The sequence below is a fragment of the Chitinophaga oryziterrae genome (genome assembly GCF_009758125.1).
In the GTDB taxonomy this organism is placed as follows: domain Bacteria; phylum Bacteroidota; class Bacteroidia; order Chitinophagales; family Chitinophagaceae; genus Chitinophaga; species Chitinophaga oryziterrae.
The window spans coordinates 227,115-245,333 of record NZ_WRXO01000007.1; the positions used below are offsets into that span (position 1 = coordinate 227,115).

Genomic DNA, 18,219 nt, shown 5'->3' on the forward strand with positions numbered 1-18,219 from the left:
CGTACTTGAAATAAAAATAGTTTTTTTTCTAAAAACAACTTTTATCCGATTTTCTCAAACCCATTAAATTACTTTTGACAGTCTGTTTTTATTTATAAGTTATTAGTATTTAATGTTTCTGTTGCAAAAACTCTCCTTCCTTGATTCTTCAACTTGGGAGCTGTCTTGCCAACTGGTTAATTCATTATTTCATTCAAAACAACCATCTTAAGAAGATCTATCTGATAGTATAAAGAAGAAATGCTTACAGCAAATCCGCTATTATTAGCGGATTTGCTGTTTTAGGCATTCATTTTTAAAGATTCTCAAAAGACAGTCTGATATTTAATAAGTTGTCATACTTTTTAATAAATTTTCAAAAGTTCTTAAAAAGTTAACAGAAGTATATTATCTTCAATAAAGTTTAACAAAACTTTGATCCTGGGTAATGGAAGAGAAAAATTTGTTGTATAAGAACTTAATTATCAAGGAACTGTACTTTGCAAAGACGCTTTCATGTGCGGATTTAAGCAGTAGAATCAATAGAAGTCTTCCCTTTACGGCCAAATTACTGGCTGAAATGATGGAAGAGGGGGACGTGGTTGAGACAGGATATGCAGCGTCTACCGGGGGCAGAAAGCCAATCATATATTCTCTGAGGCCGGATATTATGTTTGTAGTGTCCGTTGCGATGGACCAGTTCGTTACAAGGATCATTATTTCGGATATGCAGGGCAATTATGTAACTGACATTGAAAAATTCGAATTGCATTTACCGGAAGAGCCGAGGTGGCTTGCTATACTAACAGAAAAGATTCAAGGAGTAATTCATAAGTCAGGTCTCAAAAGAGATCGCATAATGGGGATAGGGATAGGCATGCCGGGCTTTGTGGATGCGCGTAAAGGGATCAATTACTCTTTCCTGGAAGCCGGAGAAGCTGTCACCAGTTATATTACAGAAAAGACAGGTATACCTGTACATATAGATAACGACTCCAGCGTGATTGCACTCGCGGAACTTAAGTTTGGCGTAGCGCGGCAGAAGAAAAATGCCATGGTAGTGAATATAGGCTGGGGAATAGGCCTGGGGATGATCGTTAACGGGGAACTATTCAGGGGGCATGATGGTTTTGCCGGTGAGTTCAGTCACATACCTCTTTTCATGAACGGCAAATTATGCAGCTGTGGTAAAAGCGGTTGTCTTGAAACAGAAACGTCCTTACTGATAATCGCTGAAAAAGCAAAACAGGGGCTAAAGGCGGGACGCGCTTCATTACTGCAGCAATTGCCACTGGAGACTTTTGAAGAAATACATGAAAATATTCTTTTTGCAGCTATAAGGGGGGATCAGTTTGCAGTAGAACTGTTATCAGAAGCAGGATATAATATAGGTAGGGGAGTAGCTATTTTAATACATCTCTTCAATCCGGAATTAGTAGTATTGAGCGGAAGAGGATCGCTTGCAGGTAAAATATGGCAGGCGCCTATACAACAGGCCATAAACGAACATTGTATTCCACGATTAGCATCCAACACAGAGATAGAAATGTCAACGATGGGTTATGAAGCAGAGTTAATAGGGGCAGCAGCTTTAGTTATAGAGAATTATGGAATAGATACTAACATCTAATTAAATCAACCAAATATGAAAACGTAGCCGCGAATATGAACGGCTGATCATAAAAAAACCGGATTCTGTTTGCACCAGAACCCGGAGGAAAATTTGGTCATCCGGCACTAAACGAGACACTAGCAAATGACTGTTTTACTTTCAAAACCAAACTACACAAAAGTATGGAACTACTTTTACATGGCAAAGTTCGTCCCACAAGACGATTTTTGCCTGCCAAATTAATGCTTCTTCCAATCCTTATTCTGGCAACACCTTTGCATCTACATGCAGAAAGCTATTCCCGGAAGATTGCAATCTCCTCTAAAAACATCTCCGCGCCTGTAGATATACACGGACAGGTAACAAATAAAAATGGAGAACCTGTTGCTGGTGTGAACGTAACGATCGTGGGTACATCTAAAGGTACTACTACCGATGAAAAAGGGAATTTTCAGATTCAGGCTGCTGAAGGAGCTGTGCTGGTCTTCTCTTTCGTCGGTTATCAGACTACTAAAATCACACTCGGGGCATCTCCTGTTGTAAACGTAACATTGCTGAAAAGCGAGAATGCGATGAATGAAGTAGTGGTGACGGCTCTCGGTATCGGCAGACAGAAAAGAGCGCTTGGTTATTCTCAGGAACAAATTAAAGGTGTTGAATTAACTCAATCCAATGCACCCAATGTTATCAATGCGTTAAGTGGTAAAATGGCCGGTGTAAATATTACCAGTCCTAATGGTGTTGATGGTGGTAGCACCAGGATCATCATAGGCGGAAATAACACGATCACAGGAGATAACCAGCCGCTGATCATTATCGATGGAATGCCCATGGATAATACAATACCTGCTGCTGCTCAGGATGTTACTGCTCCTAAAGACTGGGGTAGCGCTATTAACCTGATCAATCCTCAGGACATTGAAGATATGAGTGTGCTGAAAGGACCTGCTGCTGCGGCTTTATATGGTGGTCGTGGTGCAAATGGTGTGATACTGATCACTACTAAAAAGGGGGCCCAACGTAAGGGATTAGGGGTAGACTATAACTTCGGCTATAAAGTAGTGCAACCATACCGTTATATCAAAATGCAGAATGAATATGGTGCAGGTGGGATGGTATCATTAAATGCTCCTCAATACCAGACGGACGCTTCCGGTAACCCTATGCTGACAGACGGATGGGAACAGATGTTCGTGAATCAGAAAACAGGTTCCGGTCCTTTTGGTGTGGCTGTTACGGACCAGGTTAGCTGGACGGGCTCTGGTGTATCGTGGGGACATAAAATGGATGGTACAAAGATAACCTGGTGGGATGGTACTACAAAAGCAGACGTTCCTCAACCTGATAATGTAAAGTCTTATTATCAAAATGGTAGCCAGACTACACATAATGTGGCTATTTCCGGTGGGAACGACTGGGGTACTTTACGTGCTTCTTATACAAGGGCGGATAATAACTCTATCATTCCCAATTCGAAGTATAACCAGAATTCATTCAATGTGGGGACTGCCATGAAATTGAGCAAAAGAGTGAATGTACAGGTAAATGCTTCCTATTTCACAAACGTATATCAGAATGCACCTGCATTAGGAAATACTGAAGGTACATTACAATCTAACCTCATCTATGCGTACAGCAGGAACTACAGGGGAACATCCGATATCGGCAACTATAAACTTGCTGACGGGTCACGCAACAACTTCACCGGTTTTCCCTGGTATGGTAACGGTTCTGCACAATACCTCTACTGGAATACCTATGAACATAACGAGACAGTCACCAGAAGAAAACTGATCGGATCTGCACAGATAAATTATGAAGCTACCGATTTCCTGAATTTATTAGTAAGGGCAAGTGTGGATGCTAATAACAATGAAGATCTGACGGTTAATAGTCCTACCGATGCCACTGGTACAATAGGTGGTACATACGGACATGGATTAGTAAGAGATATTGCCAATAACTACGACTGGCTGGCTACACTGCATAAAGACAATATTTTTAAAGACATCAGCGCCAAATGGTCTGTGGGTGGTACTTTTTATAAAAGATCAATGTATGGCCTTGCAGGTACAAACAGTCCTTCTGCTTATGCCAATCCCTACCTGACATATTTTGCTAACTATGCCGGTTCTACGCAAACAAGCCAGATTCCATCTGAATCATGGTATGATAAAGAACTGAACTCAGTATACAGCTTTTTAAACCTATCCTATAAAAATTATCTTTACCTGGATATCACGGCAAGAAACGACTGGTCTTCTACATTGCCTAAAACGCAATGGTCCTATTTCTTCCCATCCTTCTCAGCCAGTTATATATTTACTGATGCTTTACACATTGATAACTCCGTGTTGAGCTTTGGTAAGATAAGAGCTGCATGGGCGGAAGGAGCAGTGGATGTTCCTCCCTATATCGTGAATACCGTATACAGCTCATCAAGTTTTGCCGGTCAGCCAACATCAAGTCTGCCATCTGCTTTACCTGCGATCAACTACAAACCTCAGGTGAATAAAACGGCGGACTTTGGTGTTACACTGGGCTTTTTACAGAACAGGATCAATTTAGATTACAGGTATTATCGTGGTCGTGCTACCCAGCAATTATTAAATTCTCCACTGCCAATTTCTTCCGGTGTATCCAGCATCATCATCAACACAGGTGTACTGGAAAACTCAGGAATGGAAATGATTCTGAGAGCAAGGATTGTTGATCAGAAAAACTTTAAATGGGATGCGAGTGTAAATATGTCCAATAACAAGAACCGCCTGTTATCTCTTACAGAAGGAGCCAACCGCGTGGATATGGCTAATATATGGGGCGGTAACGGTAACTACATTTCAGCGGTTGTAGGACATGAATTTGGTACCATCATGGGGTATGATTATGTGTATGATCCTAAAACACATAAACCTTTACTGCAGGATGAAGCAATGCTCATGCAGAACTTCGGTGTAAGTGCAGCAACAGCTGCTCAGATGAAAGGTACTATGTATCAGTCGAGCAGCACGATAGTACCTATCGGTAATGCAACACCAAAATTCAGAGGCGGTATCACCAATACCTTCACTTTTGCGAAAGGTATTTCAGTAAGCACTTTGATAGACTGGAAAATCGGCGGACAAATTTGGAGCGGAACATATGCTTCTATGATGCAACAGGGTACTGCGCCTGAAACATTGAAAGAAAGAGACGGCGGTGGTCTTGCGTATACTACTCCGGATGGTACTTCTACTAAATGGGGCGTTGTGTTACCGGGTGTTTATTCCGATGGAACAGTGAATACCAACGTAGTGCATTATTACTACAAATACATGCAATATGGTGTATGGAGCAGCGGACCTAATGGAAACAACTGGATACACAGTTCGGCTGTTTTAAAAGATACCTGGTACAAGCTGAGAGAAGTATCTATCAATTATGCTGTACCTGCCAACATCGTCAAGAAGACAAAGGCATTCCAGGCACTTTCTGTTTCATTGGTAGGAAGAGATTTGTTCTATCTGTACAGTTCATTGCCTGATCATATTAATCCGGAAGGTTCTAATGGTGCTGGTAATGCTCAGGGTATTGAGTTTGCATCCTTACCGGGTGTCCGCTCATTTGGCTTACAGTTAAGGGCGTCATTCTAGTCATTCACGTAAAAAATCAGACAACTATGCCTCGCATATCTATATATTTATTGTTCGGAATGTTTCTTTGCGCTTCCTGCACAAAGAACTTCGAAGAGCTGAATGCTACACATAATGCTCCTTCTTCAACTACGATTGGTCCTTTGATCAACAGGATCGACAGTTCTCTTTTCCTGGGTAGCACAGAACAGGGATCTATTCATAACGACTACTATTATCCTATTACCCAGTTAGCGGCTACGACTGCCTTTTCTGCTTTCGTATTATCTAACGGTGTAAATGAGATCTGGAACAATTATTACAGCACACTGCAGGATATTAACCTGGTGCAGGATAAAATAAATGCAGTGTCAGATCAGGAATCCATGAAGAATATACAGGCGGTGTTATACATTTTACGCGCCTATAAAACATTCAGGATGACTGACCAGTTCGGGGATATCCCTTATTTTAAAGCGGGAAGGGCCTATACCGGTAGTGCTGCCAGTTTTAGAGTGGCTTATGACTCACAGCAACTGATCTACGACTCCTTATTAAGTGATCTTAGCTGGGCAGTGAAGAATATTAACACTGCGGCGAATCCGGTTACTGGTCAGGGTACTGCATACCAGACCTTAGGTAGTTTTGAAACAGTACTGGGCGGAAATATGGCAAAATGGCAAAAGTTTGCCAATTCCCTGCGCCTGCGTTATGCTATGCAGATGGTAGAGAAAGATGCGGCTACTGCTACTCCGGTTATCCTGGATGCATTGAACAGCAGTGTAGGATTTTTAGGGGATAATGAAGATATCTGTATGTGGCCGGCTTCATTAGGCGGCTATGATTTATCATCAAGATGGTTTAGTTTTTCAACAGGTGGTACAGGGCTGGTGAGAATGAGCAGTACGATGTGGAACCTGGTATCTGATAATAACACAGATGCCGGCATCTTTGATCCCCGTGCAAAGCTTTTTGTAGAACCCAATGCGGCAGGTAACTGGGCGCCTTACACCATAGGTGTAAGTTCGGGAGATAACATCAATGCATATACTTATGCAAGTACTGACCCTACTAATAAGAACGGGTGTTTATTCTCTCTTATCAACTGGTACCTGATACGTGACGAGTGGTATATTCCGGAGCCAATCATGACTTCCGCAGAAGTACATTTCTTAAAGGCAGAAGCATATGCCCGCGGATTAGGTGTAGGCCAGAATATAGCGACAGCCGAAACAGAATATAATGCAGGTATCACGTCCTCTGTTAATTTCTGGTATAAAGTAGCAGCAGGTACGAACACTACATCGGAAAACTGGGCGGCAGTAGCGCCATCAGCTCCAACTACGCTGGAAATGCAGGCTTTTTTAGCCAATCCTAAAGTAGCCTTTACCGGCACAACTGCGGATGCGATCAGTAAGATTTATGCACAGGAGTGGTTGTCGTATTTCCGTCAACCATGGCTGGCATTTAATTTATCGAGAAGAACAGGCAGTACACCTGTGGATGCGAGCAGCAATCCATCAGCAACATATACTACTTTTTATCGTCTTCCTTATGCACAGGATGAAGCGGTGAATAATGCAGATAACTATAACGCGCAGATCAGTAAAATGGGTGGGAATAACACCAACTATAAAGTTTGGTGGATGAAGTAGCAAAATGAAAAACCAAAAAAAGGGTTGTCTCGTAAGAGGCAATCCTTTTTTGTTATTAAAGACTTTCTTCAGTCTCATTATATGGGACGGCCCGCTTTTTATGCTACAGAATTTACTCAGATTTGCTATGGATATTTGTTTATACATAGTCAATTGAGTTATGGATCTTGTCTTTACAGAAAGTCTTGTCAGAGAATATGTTACGGATCTTTTTGCCCGGTTAACCTCCCCTTATCTGATATATCATAATCTTACACATACAGAGGAAGTCGTTATACACGCCAAAGAAATTACAAAGTATTACGAGTTAGACGAAAGGACTGATTTTATCATCAGTGTGGCTGCCTGGTTTCATGACACAGGTCATCTTGTTGCCGAAATGGAGGTACATGAAGAAGCCGGGGTAGATATTATGGGATCATTTCTGGAAAAGGAGCATATCAATGATGACCTGATAGCACCCATTGCTGAATGTATCATGGCTACCAGGTATCCGCCTACCCCAAAAAGCAGGATGGAAGAAATCATTTGTGATGCAGATACTTACCATTTCGGGACAAAATACCTTGAAATAACAGACGATCTGGTGAGAAGGGAAATGGAACTAAGGGAAAATAAACAATTCCCTCACTGGTATGAAAATACTATCCAATTGCTGAAAGATCATCGTTTCTTTACTTCTTATTGCCGTAATAAACTGGATGCAGGTAAGGCACAAAACATCCGTTACCTCGAAGAAAAGATCAAATCCCGTTAAATTGTTTCTCAGATATAGAATGCATTTTTTAAAGAAGCATAATAGAGTATTGCCAGCAAGTGGCTATTGGTACATGTTTTCTAGTTAACGATAAATGGTAACTGTGCATTTTTGTAAGCAGGACTCTCTAACTGTGATCTCAGATTCTTAAACATTTTAAACGGACCTTCTGTTGCAAACATATTTACCAGCCAGGCAGGTAAAGCTCCTCCGGGGTCAACGTGCAAGCTGTATTCCACTCTTATCTGATTGTTTGCCAGAGGAGCGATGACCCAGTACCCCTTGGAATTATTCACGCGCACAATACCTGATTTTACGGGAACATAGCCTGGTACTGACGGGCCGTCTATGGTCATTACTTTTGTGACCGGGTTCTGGGTAATTGTCAGGTGAGCAACAAAATCCCTGTTCTGTGCAGGCCATGGTAAACTTATCTCAGAATAATAATATATTTCCGAAGGTGAAACCTGTTTCACCAATGAAGCTGATTTGGTATGATATAGCCATTCTGCTGCTGTATTAACATCCAGTAACACGGTGGCAAGCTGGGATAAGGTTGCATGAAACACGCATTCTACTTTCACTGCTTTTATCTTTGAATCAGGCACTGTACTGGTATATATTTTCATACCATCTTTCTCGCTGTTCAGATGCCATCTGATTTGTGCGGATGCAGTATTCACTGCTAAAAGAAATACTGTAATTAATATCTTATGCATAATATAAATCTGAAGTAGACAAATTTACTGGTAAATGGAATCAGAAGAGAATGGTGAACAGATGTTTGTTGTCTGTATAATCATATTCTACTGTAAGTCCGGATGCTTCGCATATCTGGCGAATGATGGCCAGTCCCAGGCCATTACTGGTGCTGCTGTTGGATGGATTGTAAAACCGTTGAAAGAGGTGTGTTTTACTTAATGGTGTATTATTCCCTGTATTACCGATAGTCAGCCCCTGTTTGTCTAAAGATATAAAGATTTCACCGTTATTATAATTATGGCGGGTAGCATTGCTGAACAGGTTATTCAATAATAGTTCTACCAGTTCTTTATTTACATGCAGGGTGACGGGTTTAATATCCAGATGTACCTGCAATTGCCTGTCGTCCCATAGTTCTTTAAACTGCGCTGCTTTTTTAATTAAGAGCTGGTCTGTTTCAACGGTTGATTTTGAAGCGAATTGCTCGTTTTCGATTTTAGTCAGCAGTAACAATGATTGATTCATGCGGGACAATTTATTAAGCGCTTCCGAGGCGCTTTGCAACGCTGCAAATTGACTTTCCGATAAGTTCTCTCCCTGCATAATCACTTCCATCTTAGATCTTATGATTGCTAAAGGGGTCTGTAGTTCATGAGAGGCATTTTCAGTGAACACTTTTAATGCATTATAATCCTGTAGCGCCTTTGCGGTACTACGTTCCAGTGTGGAATTCATGAAGTTGAATTCATCAATACCGGTAGCAGGGAATTGTAGCCGTTGCTGGCTGCCTACTTTAAAGTGCTGTAAGATATCGAGTGAATGATAGAAGGGCTGCCATAATCTTTTTAGTATGGTCCTGTTGATAATAAATGTGGCGATAAACATTAAGAGGATGGTACAGATGGTGATCAGGAACACGGAGTGGGTAATGATATCTGTGCCTTCCAGTGATTTCAGCACCTTTACATTGTACCATTTTCCCGCAGCCATGATACTAAAAGAAAGCTGCCTGTAATCATCATCGTCCGCAGGTATTTTTATGGTCTCGAATTTTTTGTGTTTGAAAGGTTGCGTGGCGTGTTTATAAATGATCTGCTGGTCCTTTACTACTACGGGAAGTGGTAATGAATCATGTAAGGCAACAAAATTGGAAATCTCACGTTGTTCGATCATGAGATCTTCATCCATCTGTCTTAAGAGTGTAAAATGCAGGGCAAAATAAAAGGCAACCCCTGCTAATATAAAAACCGCAATAGTGGACAACAGGTTAAAGCGGTTGTATTTTTCCAGTAATTTCATTCAGGGGCAATTTGATAAGAGAGCTTATATCCCATGCCATAGACGGATTTAATATAATCCTGACAGCCGGATTGTATCAGTTTTTTGCGTACGTTTTTAATATGACTATAGATAAAATCATAGTTGCCGGCAAGATCCATATCATCTCCCCACAGATGTTCTGCAATGGCATTTTTGCTGATTACTTTATTTTTATTGCTGATAAAATAAAGCAACAGATCATATTCTTTACGTGTAAGATCAATTACTTTTCCTTTAACGGTGGCTGTTTTTTCCTGAAGGTTTAATTGTAATTCATCAAAAGAAACAATATTATTACCATCAAAGGTTTTTCTTCTGATAATAGCTGCGACACGGGCAGATAATTCTGGTAGATAAAATGGCTTGGAGAGGTAATCATCAGCACCGGCTTTTAATCCATAAACTTTATCGTTCAGAGAATTTTTAGCAGACACTATTAATACACCATCTGTTTTATTATTACGTTTTAATTCTTTTAGAATATCAAGTCCGCTTCCACCGGGCAGGTTAATGTCTAGAATAATACAGGTGTAATCATACAGGCATATCTTTTCAATGGCAGCATCAAATGTACCAGCCACTTCACACAGGAAATTCTCATCTGCCAGGTATTGGCAGATGCTATCTGATAACTCCTGTTCATCCTCTATGATCAGTACTTTCATAATATCTTATGATTAAAGGCAAACTTATTAATAGAATCTGAAGTAATTCTGTAGGCTTTATTTCAGATTATTTACAGAATTTCGGGGGAACTTTATACTTTAACCTGCAACGATGTATTCTACAAGAGATAGATGTATCATCAGTATACTGGTGATGGTTTTTATATTAAGCATGTTCCCTTTTGGTAATATGCAGGTCTGGGATATTGGCTTACTGAGAAGCATCAATAATGGCCGAAATGTAGCGATGGATGGGGTTTTCAGGATGATTACAGATAGCGCGACCCCGGTGGCTATATTTATTCCGGTCGCATTATTTGTGTACGCTTTTCTTTTTAAGAATAAATTGACAGGTCAGATAGCTGTTTACAGCGCTTTAACCCTGCTGGTTACCTCTATTACTGATACGGGGATTAAACATATGGTAAATAAACCTCGTCCTTTCGCAACGTATGACTTTATCCAGAAGATTACTTCAGGGGGGAGTCCTTCTTTTCCTTCAGGGCATACTACAGATGCGTTTGTAACAGCAGCCGTATTAAGTCTGGCCTTCAGAAAATGGTATGTTATAGTGCCGGTGTATCTATGGGCTTTGCTGGTTGCTTATTCCCGTATGGACCTGGGGGTGCATTATCCCAGTGATGTGCTGGCGGGTATGTGCCTTGGAACGGTGATGGCATTTATAGGTTACAGGATATGGCATTCCCGTATTTTTATAATAAAGGAATTATAAAGAGCATTTATCCTTTATAAATAATTGAATTTCATTTGGTTTAAATTTAAAAGGGTGTCAATTTACGTTATTTAGCCCTTTAACCACTGCGGATTTTGAAATAATACTTTGTAAACTTGTGCGAAATAAAGTTCGTAAAAACATGAAAAGACTAAAAATTGCCAGTTTGTTAGTATTATGTTGGTCACTTTTGTTAACAGCATGTAATACCGCTACTCCGGAAAATTATTTTGACAGGGCAGTATTAAACACTAATCTTTTTAATGATTTCGCAAGTGAACAGTTTACCAGGATGCTTGTAGCCTACACAGTGAAGTACGAAGGCGTAAAACAGCAGGATGTTTCTGCTACGAAAATGGTTGAAATGAAAGTGTTGTCTATTGATAAAGCGCTGCAGGATGTGAAAGCATTAAAGGAGACAGCAGAGACTAAGGACATGCTGCAGACTTCCATTGCTTTACATGAATATGTACTACCTGTTTATAAAAATGAGTATAAGGACCTGGCAAAATTATGTGATAGCGGCGCTTCAAAAGAAGAAATTGCAGCAAAAGGACAGGAGATAGATGCTAAGTATGGTAAACAATTTGAAGAGTTACAGGAGAAGTTAACTGCGTTGGGCAAAGTATATGCAAACGCACATAATATAAAGGTAACCTGGGGGCATTGAGACCTGGCAGAGAGTACATTTCTCTTTCCACCGGGAATACCTGGGGTGGAAAAGACAAAACAGGAGAAGCTATCAGCTTCTCCTGTGATTTTATCAGCTGTGTTCCAGTTCTGCGACCGGATTAGTTTTCTTTCCTGTATTTACCGGTTTGTTTAAAAAACTGGCCAGCATAATATCCGCTGTTTGCAAAGCGCCTTCTACCCATCCCTGTGCATCAGAATAAGCTTCCCCACAGATGTATAACGGGCAGTCAGCTATCGGATGTACGATCTTATCTCTTACTTCCCAGCTTTTAACACCGATGTTCCAGCTATTCCATCCACCACCATAAGGATCTTCGCCCCAGTCGCGGAATGCAGCGCTTCTTACCACAGGCGTATAATCCAGGTCATGCATTTGTCTTAACTGGCGGGCTATTTCCGTCACCATACGTCTGGGCGCTTTATATTGGTCCCAGGTTTGGTTAAGACCATCATCGGCCTCTTTGATCTCATTATCGTCTTCCCCAATGAACGGATCATTCAGTACTGCATGAGAACGTCCTTCCTGCCATGCTAGTTTACGCTGAGGTCTTAATCCGTCCCAGAAGCCGATGTTGGTGCCATCATCATAACTGGCAAGTAACATAGCCCTTCCTTTTGTAGAAGGAGTACCATCATTTTTAGGCCAGTAGTAGGTTTGTCTTATCGGAAGATCTGTTACGGAACGGCCGGATTCAACAGGTACAAAATTGCCGGCGGCATTCGTATATCCTGATATTCTCCACCATGGACTGCCATAAGTAGTGAATAATTTAAATAACGGACGTGGTGTAACACTGCTGATAAGTGGTTGTATTTCCTGTAGCTTGGGGCTGTGTGGTGATAGCAGGTCCAGTGCGCGACGTGGCATTGCCAGGATCAGCTTTCCGGCATTGATGATCTCTCCTTCATGAAATGTTAATTCGAAATGATCATTGATCCATTCAAAGCCATGTAGTTGCTGATGCAGGCGTATATCTCCACCACCGGTCCGGAACAGGTTGGCCAGTGTAATAGGAACCTGCTGAAATCCGTTGGTAAAGCCTTTATATAATGGGGAGATACCAAAATCTGACAGATACCAGGGGATGGCATCGGCGGCGTTCCAGTTAACGAGTGTAGAGTCATATCCACCTGCGTCCATACTGAACTGGTATGCTTCACTGCTGATCACGCGATAAAGCAAATTCCAGAAACCCCATTTGTAGAGGGGAAGGCCATCAAAGGTGGCATTTTTTGTCATTTCCCGGCGCTCTTCATCTGTTAGTGAAGCATCCGTGATACCCGGCACGATCTGTTCTATGGCGTTTACAATGATCGTACCCGGACCATCTCCTTTTTCAAGAAAAGAGAGATTATAAGGTACTTTGTCCGGGTGGGTTGTAAAATCAGCCAGGCGGAGGAATACACCACGCAGAAAAGCGATATTCTGTGGTTCATCTACCGGGAAATCGTACAGGGTAATCTGTTCATCATCCGGTAGGAGTGTATTCAGTTCGGCAATCAGGTCTACAATCAGTTTCTGATTGTTTTCGAGTATACGCATGCCTCCCAGCTCTGCCACCATATCAGTAATATGTGGTGGTTTAACGGAAAGTAGTCGCCCGCCGATATGATCGCTGCCTTCAAATACAACGATCTTTTTCCCCGGAAATTCTTTTTGCAGTGTCCAGGCGCTGTATACTCCTGAAATACCGCCGCCAACTATGGCGATGTCGATTTGTTCGTTTGACATAAAAAATAGTTTTAGAAGATTGAGGGCATGTTAGATGGTACTTTAGTTTTATCAGTTTCCAGCAGGTAAGTTTTAAATGCCTGTTTATGGAACACATCCAGCACTGGTTGTTCAATATAATGCTGCATACTGGTGGTAGGGGTTATTGGCGCATTGGCCGCAATACGCATATCCAGTATATAGGAAGAGGCGTTATTGAGTACATGGTCAATGCCTCTTTCCACGGCATCTTTTACAGCGTCGGGCGTTCTCACTATTTCTCCGTCTTGTCCGCCAAAAGCCTTCGCCAGACTAACAAAATCCAGCTGTGGTCTTTCCAGTTTCAGATAAGAAGGGTCCATTGTTTTGGGTGTCCACCCGTAGCCGGGAGCAGTGCCGTAGGATGCTACCACCTGTTGAAGCCCGAGTTGCAGTGTATGGTATTCCTGGTTATTGGTGATGATATAAAGGATGGGTAGTTGGCGGTGAGCTGCCGTCCACCAGGTTTGCGGATAAAAAAGGGAGGAGCCGTCACCTACTGCATTTATCACCAGCCTGGTCCCTATTCCCTGTACGGTTTCTTTTTCCAGTTTAATACCCAGGGATGCTGGCATTGACCAGCCCAGGGAGCCTCCGGCCACGCAGTAATAACTGATGGGTTTTGCACCTGTAGTGCCAAATGGAAGATAATACTGGAAGGGTGCGCTGTCAGAAATGGCTTCATGCACATATACGAAATCACTCATCATTTTCCGTTCTTCAATAGCATCTTTCAGTGCCTTTGCAATGACTACGCTCCATATTTCCTTTTGTTGCATAGCATTATGAAGATATGCGTCCCAGTCTGCCGTGCGGGTAACTGCCATCAGTTTCATACTGTCATTTCTGGCTGCGGCCCCCTCTGATTTGATCTGGGCATTCAGTAGGGGTAACGTAACCTTTATATCTCCAAAGATGGCAGCTTCACCATAATAGTTCTTGGCGATATCCCAGGTGTTGTTTGTAAGGTAGATCTGTTTCAGATGCGGAGGGAAGAGCGGCCCGTCAGAATATTTATATACTGCCAGCTGGGCCTGTGCTCCAAAGCCTACCAGGAAGGCTACATCATGCTCTTTAAATACGGCTTGTATACCAGCCTGACTGCCGGGCAGTTCTCCCTGCCAGTGATAATCGTTATTAGGAAAGTTAGCTACACTGCTAAAGGTCTGTAATACTACCGGCGCTCCTATCAACGTTGCCAGTTCCTGTAATTCAGCCCAGGCATCTGCATATCCGACCGCATCTCCGGCAACAATAACCGGCTTACTGGCGGCAGACAGCATACCGGCAGCCTGTTTAATCGTTGCTTCATCACCTGTAAAATGTGGTGAAATGCGGGTTACTCCTTTTACCTTCTGGTTATCTTCGATGGCCACCATGGTAAAATCCCAGGGGATGGAAATAAATACAGGGCCATTAGGAGGCGCCATCGCCTCTTTAAATGCCCTTTGCAACACCATGGCTATTTCATCGGGAGTACGCACTTCATGAGACCATTTGGTGTACTGACGGGCTAGTTCTACCAGGTTAGATGCCAGTAAAGGTTCTTGTGTAACCAGTTCGTTCTGCTGCTGGCAGCAAAGAATTACCAGGGGCATTTCAGAACGGCAAGCATTGAAAAGATTACCTATACTGTGAGCAATACCGGGTGTAACGTGTACTACCAGCACTCCCGGCTTCCCTGTCATCCGCGCAGATCCCATCGCCGCGCCTATTGCAATATTTTCATGGAGGCATTCAATATATTCTACTTCGTTTTCGGGGTAAGAGGTGCCATCAATAATAGGAATTTCATTTGTTCCGGGTACACCAAAAATGTAATGGATACCAAGGTCTTTAAGGATATCGAATACGTAATCCCGCGTCCAGCGAGTAGGGCTGGCAGGCTGTTTGTTTTCCATAAGCTATTGGAATTTTGGTCTTTAAAGGATATTTCCTTGAATGTTATTTTGAGGTTTAAAAGGGCTTTTCCCTAATTAACATGTTGTTATTCCGGATTGTTTAAAATCTAAAAACATTTATTTATTATTTCTTTTGGGAGAGAGGTCAGCTAAGTTAGATTCTTTGCTACAACAGATTTTGGCAAAAAAGATGTTAAATATAAAAAATGAATGTAATATCTTGCAATATTATGATATCTCTCTACTAAGAATATGAGTTGTGCTGAGTTATCATAAAAGAAACAATCCCTGTAAAATATAAACACTATGAAATTCGCAGACTATCTCAGAAGCCAGCTTACTGATATCGTTGATTATTATCAACAATATCTACGGCGAACTATCGGTCCAACTATCATATTTACAGCGGTCTGTTTTATAGTAGCGGCGCTTCTTCTCCATTTTACCGAATTTTCCGGAAAAGCAGCGAAAACCCAGATCAGTTTACTCAATTACTTTTTCCTGTCTTATAGTGCGGGTAATGTGTATCGTATTATTGATCTTACAAAAGATGTATTTATATTTTTTGTGGCATTATTCTCTTTAGGGTTTGCACGTTGGGAAAAAGAAGGAATACCTGTGGAGATTACGTTCTCTCTGCTTATCTGTAAGATAAATTTAAAGGATGTTACTGTGCTGGCTGGCATACTTATTCTCTCTGCTGTCATAGATTATTTTCTATTTAAAATGGATGGTTATTCTGCAGAACATACACGTAACAGATCTATTGACAAATATATACATGGGACGATCTTTCAGCTCAGGATTTATATACCATTAATATTATTTGCATTAGGTATATACGTGTTAAGAACATCAGAAAAAATAAAGCTGAAGGCGAAAAACATCTTATTTCTTTATATCTCCCTCTGGTTATTTAATGAGTTTGCTTATGAGCTTTTCATGTGGTGCCGTTATCATGTTTTTGCATTGGTTCTAATGCCGTTTGATAAGTCTGATAGTTATTATTTATTAGAAAGCGTTCCCGGTATTGTGCTGATCGCATTCTTCTTTTTAGGTTATCATTCAGCGTTTACAAAGGCAACATCAACAGAAGTATAAACAAAAAGAATTGTATGCCCGGGATCTTACGCGATGGCACAGGATCAGGTTGCAGTGCAGATTAAAGTGTAAGGTAACCGATACCCATCAAACGAAATTTCTGCTTCATTCATTTTCTTTAATACTATTATCATATCAGGGTACTGGTCAAGATTCAGATCACCCGAAATTGTATCAAGAATAGTATAATTTTCGGGAATAAATTCAGATAGTATAGAATCATCTTCTCTGATAATTTTTGAACTATCCGGGTGACTACGATTAACTGCTATTATCGTTGATTTTGCAACATCTACTGCAGGTGAATGGTGTATACATGATGTTACCATCAGAAAAAATCCGGTAAGCAGGAGTATTGCTTTTAACATACTATACAGAGGTTTCATCTTTTCTGTTATTTAATAATTGAACATCAGGATTGCTTCTTTAGAAACCTGTTAGTAAGCCATTTGCGAACTGGTTCGTCGTAGAGTTTCAAAGATGCATAGGCAATAACAATACTGCCAATAAGCACCACTACACCACCCCAAAGACCAGTTGACGTAGAAACGTTATAGTTTTTAACCCAGGCCAGATGCAAATAGATCAGTGGATAATGCGTGATATAAAGCGGGTATGATATTGCCCCGAGGAACTTGCATACTTTACTTGCATATTTTCGGGTAATACTGCCCCCTGCTCCGATAGATACGATCAAGGGGAAAAATATGATGATACAAACAGATTCATACAAACCATTCATCCAGAGATGCCCGCTGCCTCCGATTCTCGGAACCATGAAAATAGCAACCAGTAGCAGACTGCATATGGTAAAGGCGCCTTTTATATGGATCAGTTTACCCACACGCATAAGTAATACGCCTGCAAAAAAAGGATATAGTAAACGGGCAAAACCGATGTGTAACTGGGTTTTATCTATAGACCAGCCACCTATAACATCGCCATTAGGGCCCATTACCAAATACTGTATCAGGAAGCAGGCAGATAAGACTACCAGTATAGTAAGCAGTGTTTTAGAGAATTTACGTACAAACAGGGCATATAGAATATTGGCGATGTACTCGAAAAAAAGCGACCAGGCGGGACCGTCCAATGGATGCATTTCCTGCCAGCCCCGGATATCCATAGAGGTGGGCAGAGGTATCAATGTAAAACCAACAATCATTACCAGCAGCATCTTCCATACAGGCGTTGAACTTATAAGCGGGAACATTCCGCAGGCCTGGAAATAAAAAAGCACCGCACCGATTAACGTACCCATGATCACCATCGGTTGTAAACGAATGAGGCGGCGTTTGTAGAAATCCCATTGAGTCATTTTCCCCCAGCGGTCATCGTAGGCATAAGCCACAACAAAGCCCGACAGCAGAAAAAAGAAGTCAACTGCCAGATAGCCGTGATTAATAATTTGGTGGAAGCGGTCGCCGGAAAAAGTTTCAAAGACATGAAAGGCAACTACCATTATAGCCGCTACTCCGCGTAAGCCGTCAAGGATCTCGTAATGGTTCTTTGTTGGAAGGTATACTGGATTTTTACTCATCGAAGTTAAAATAAGTAAAAACTTTAATAAAAGAGAAGGTTTTTATATAGCCGCCTGGCCAACCAGTTTATCAGGCGGGTTGCCAAATTGATTTTTGAAGGCATACAAAAATGGGAAAGATTTTCAAAGCCGGCCTCTGAGTAAGCATCTGATGGATAAATTGGTGGTGGTCAATTTTTCCTTGGCTATCTTTTTATGAT

14 protein-coding genes are annotated in these 18,219 nt (G+C 41.5%); 7 read left to right on the forward strand and 7 right to left on the reverse strand.

Annotated features, from left to right (window positions below):
• Positions 1 to 427: 427 nt before the first annotated feature.
• From GO495_RS22490 to GO495_RS22505, 4 genes are all read left to right on the forward strand, one after another.
• Positions 428 to 1,609 carry an ROK family protein gene (locus GO495_RS22490; RefSeq protein ID WP_157301989.1) on the forward strand — a complete coding sequence of 394 codons (1,182 nt, stop codon included), beginning with the start codon at positions 428 to 430 and terminating at the stop codon, positions 1,607 to 1,609.
• 164 nt (positions 1,610 to 1,773) lie between these two features.
• Positions 1,774 to 5,223: a SusC/RagA family TonB-linked outer membrane protein gene (locus tag GO495_RS22495; RefSeq protein ID WP_157301990.1), complete on the forward strand. Its 3,450-nt coding sequence runs from the start codon at positions 1,774 to 1,776 to the stop codon at positions 5,221 to 5,223.
• 26 nt (positions 5,224 to 5,249) lie between these two features.
• Entirely contained in the window at positions 5,250 to 6,857 is a 1,608-nt protein-coding gene (locus GO495_RS22500) for a SusD/RagB family nutrient-binding outer membrane lipoprotein (protein ID WP_157301991.1), read from the forward strand.
• Between the two features lie 160 nt (positions 6,858 to 7,017).
• A complete protein-coding gene (locus GO495_RS22505) occupies positions 7,018 to 7,614 on the forward strand; it encodes an HD domain-containing protein (protein WP_157301992.1) in 597 nt (198 codons plus the stop codon).
• Between the two features lie 80 nt (positions 7,615 to 7,694).
• Here GO495_RS22505 and GO495_RS22510 read toward each other — a convergent pair whose 3' ends face one another.
• Genes GO495_RS22510 through GO495_RS22520 form a run of 3 tightly spaced genes read right to left on the reverse strand, consistent with a single transcriptional unit; the run spans position 7,695 to position 10,301 of the window.
• A complete protein-coding gene (locus GO495_RS22510; RefSeq protein ID WP_157301993.1) occupies positions 7,695 to 8,333 on the reverse strand; it encodes an START domain-containing protein in 639 nt (212 codons plus the stop codon).
• A gap of 40 nt (positions 8,334 to 8,373) precedes the next feature.
• The gene (locus tag GO495_RS22515; protein ID WP_157301994.1) at positions 8,374 to 9,615 is read right to left on the reverse strand and encodes a sensor histidine kinase; all 1,242 of its coding nucleotides are present in this window, start codon (positions 9,613 to 9,615) and stop codon (positions 8,374 to 8,376) included.
• A complete protein-coding gene (locus GO495_RS22520) occupies positions 9,612 to 10,301 on the reverse strand; it encodes a response regulator transcription factor (protein WP_157301995.1) in 690 nt (229 codons plus the stop codon). Before GO495_RS22520 ends, GO495_RS22515 begins: the two co-directional genes overlap by 4 nt.
• A gap of 112 nt (positions 10,302 to 10,413) precedes the next feature.
• Here GO495_RS22520 and GO495_RS22525 point away from each other — a divergent pair, with 112 nt between their 5' ends.
• Both GO495_RS22525 and GO495_RS22530 read left to right on the forward strand, forming a co-directional pair.
• Entirely contained in the window at positions 10,414 to 11,034 is a 621-nt protein-coding gene (locus GO495_RS22525) for a phosphatase PAP2 family protein (RefSeq protein ID WP_240915299.1), read from the forward strand.
• A 142-nt stretch (positions 11,035 to 11,176) separates the two neighbouring features.
• A complete protein-coding gene (locus GO495_RS22530; protein ID WP_157301996.1) occupies positions 11,177 to 11,704 on the forward strand; it encodes a hypothetical protein in 528 nt (175 codons plus the stop codon).
• A gap of 93 nt (positions 11,705 to 11,797) precedes the next feature.
• Here GO495_RS22530 and GO495_RS22535 read toward each other — a convergent pair whose 3' ends face one another.
• Together GO495_RS22535 and GO495_RS22540 are read right to left on the reverse strand one after the other, a co-directional pair.
• On the reverse strand, positions 11,798 to 13,459 hold the full coding sequence (locus GO495_RS22535; RefSeq protein ID WP_157301997.1) for a flavin monoamine oxidase family protein: 1,662 nt from the start codon (positions 13,457 to 13,459) through the stop codon (positions 11,798 to 11,800).
• A gap of 11 nt (positions 13,460 to 13,470) precedes the next feature.
• Positions 13,471 to 15,378, reverse strand: coding sequence for a thiamine pyrophosphate-binding protein (locus tag GO495_RS22540; RefSeq protein WP_157301998.1), 1,908 nt, complete (start codon positions 15,376 to 15,378; stop codon positions 13,471 to 13,473).
• 306 nt (positions 15,379 to 15,684) lie between these two features.
• On the opposite strand from GO495_RS22540, the gene GO495_RS22545 reads away from it, so the two are divergent.
• A complete protein-coding gene (locus GO495_RS22545; protein WP_157301999.1) occupies positions 15,685 to 16,479 on the forward strand; it encodes a hypothetical protein in 795 nt (264 codons plus the stop codon).
• A gap of 44 nt (positions 16,480 to 16,523) precedes the next feature.
• Here GO495_RS22545 and GO495_RS22550 read toward each other — a convergent pair whose 3' ends face one another.
• Together GO495_RS22550 and GO495_RS22555 are read right to left on the reverse strand one after the other, a co-directional pair.
• Positions 16,524 to 16,847, reverse strand: a complete 324-nt coding sequence (locus GO495_RS22550; RefSeq protein WP_157302000.1) for a hypothetical protein — start codon at positions 16,845 to 16,847, stop codon at positions 16,524 to 16,526.
• A 44-nt stretch (positions 16,848 to 16,891) separates the two neighbouring features.
• On the reverse strand, positions 16,892 to 18,019 hold the full coding sequence (locus GO495_RS22555; protein ID WP_157302001.1) for an acyltransferase family protein: 1,128 nt from the start codon (positions 18,017 to 18,019) through the stop codon (positions 16,892 to 16,894).
• Between the last annotated feature and the right edge of the window lie 200 nt (positions 18,020 to 18,219).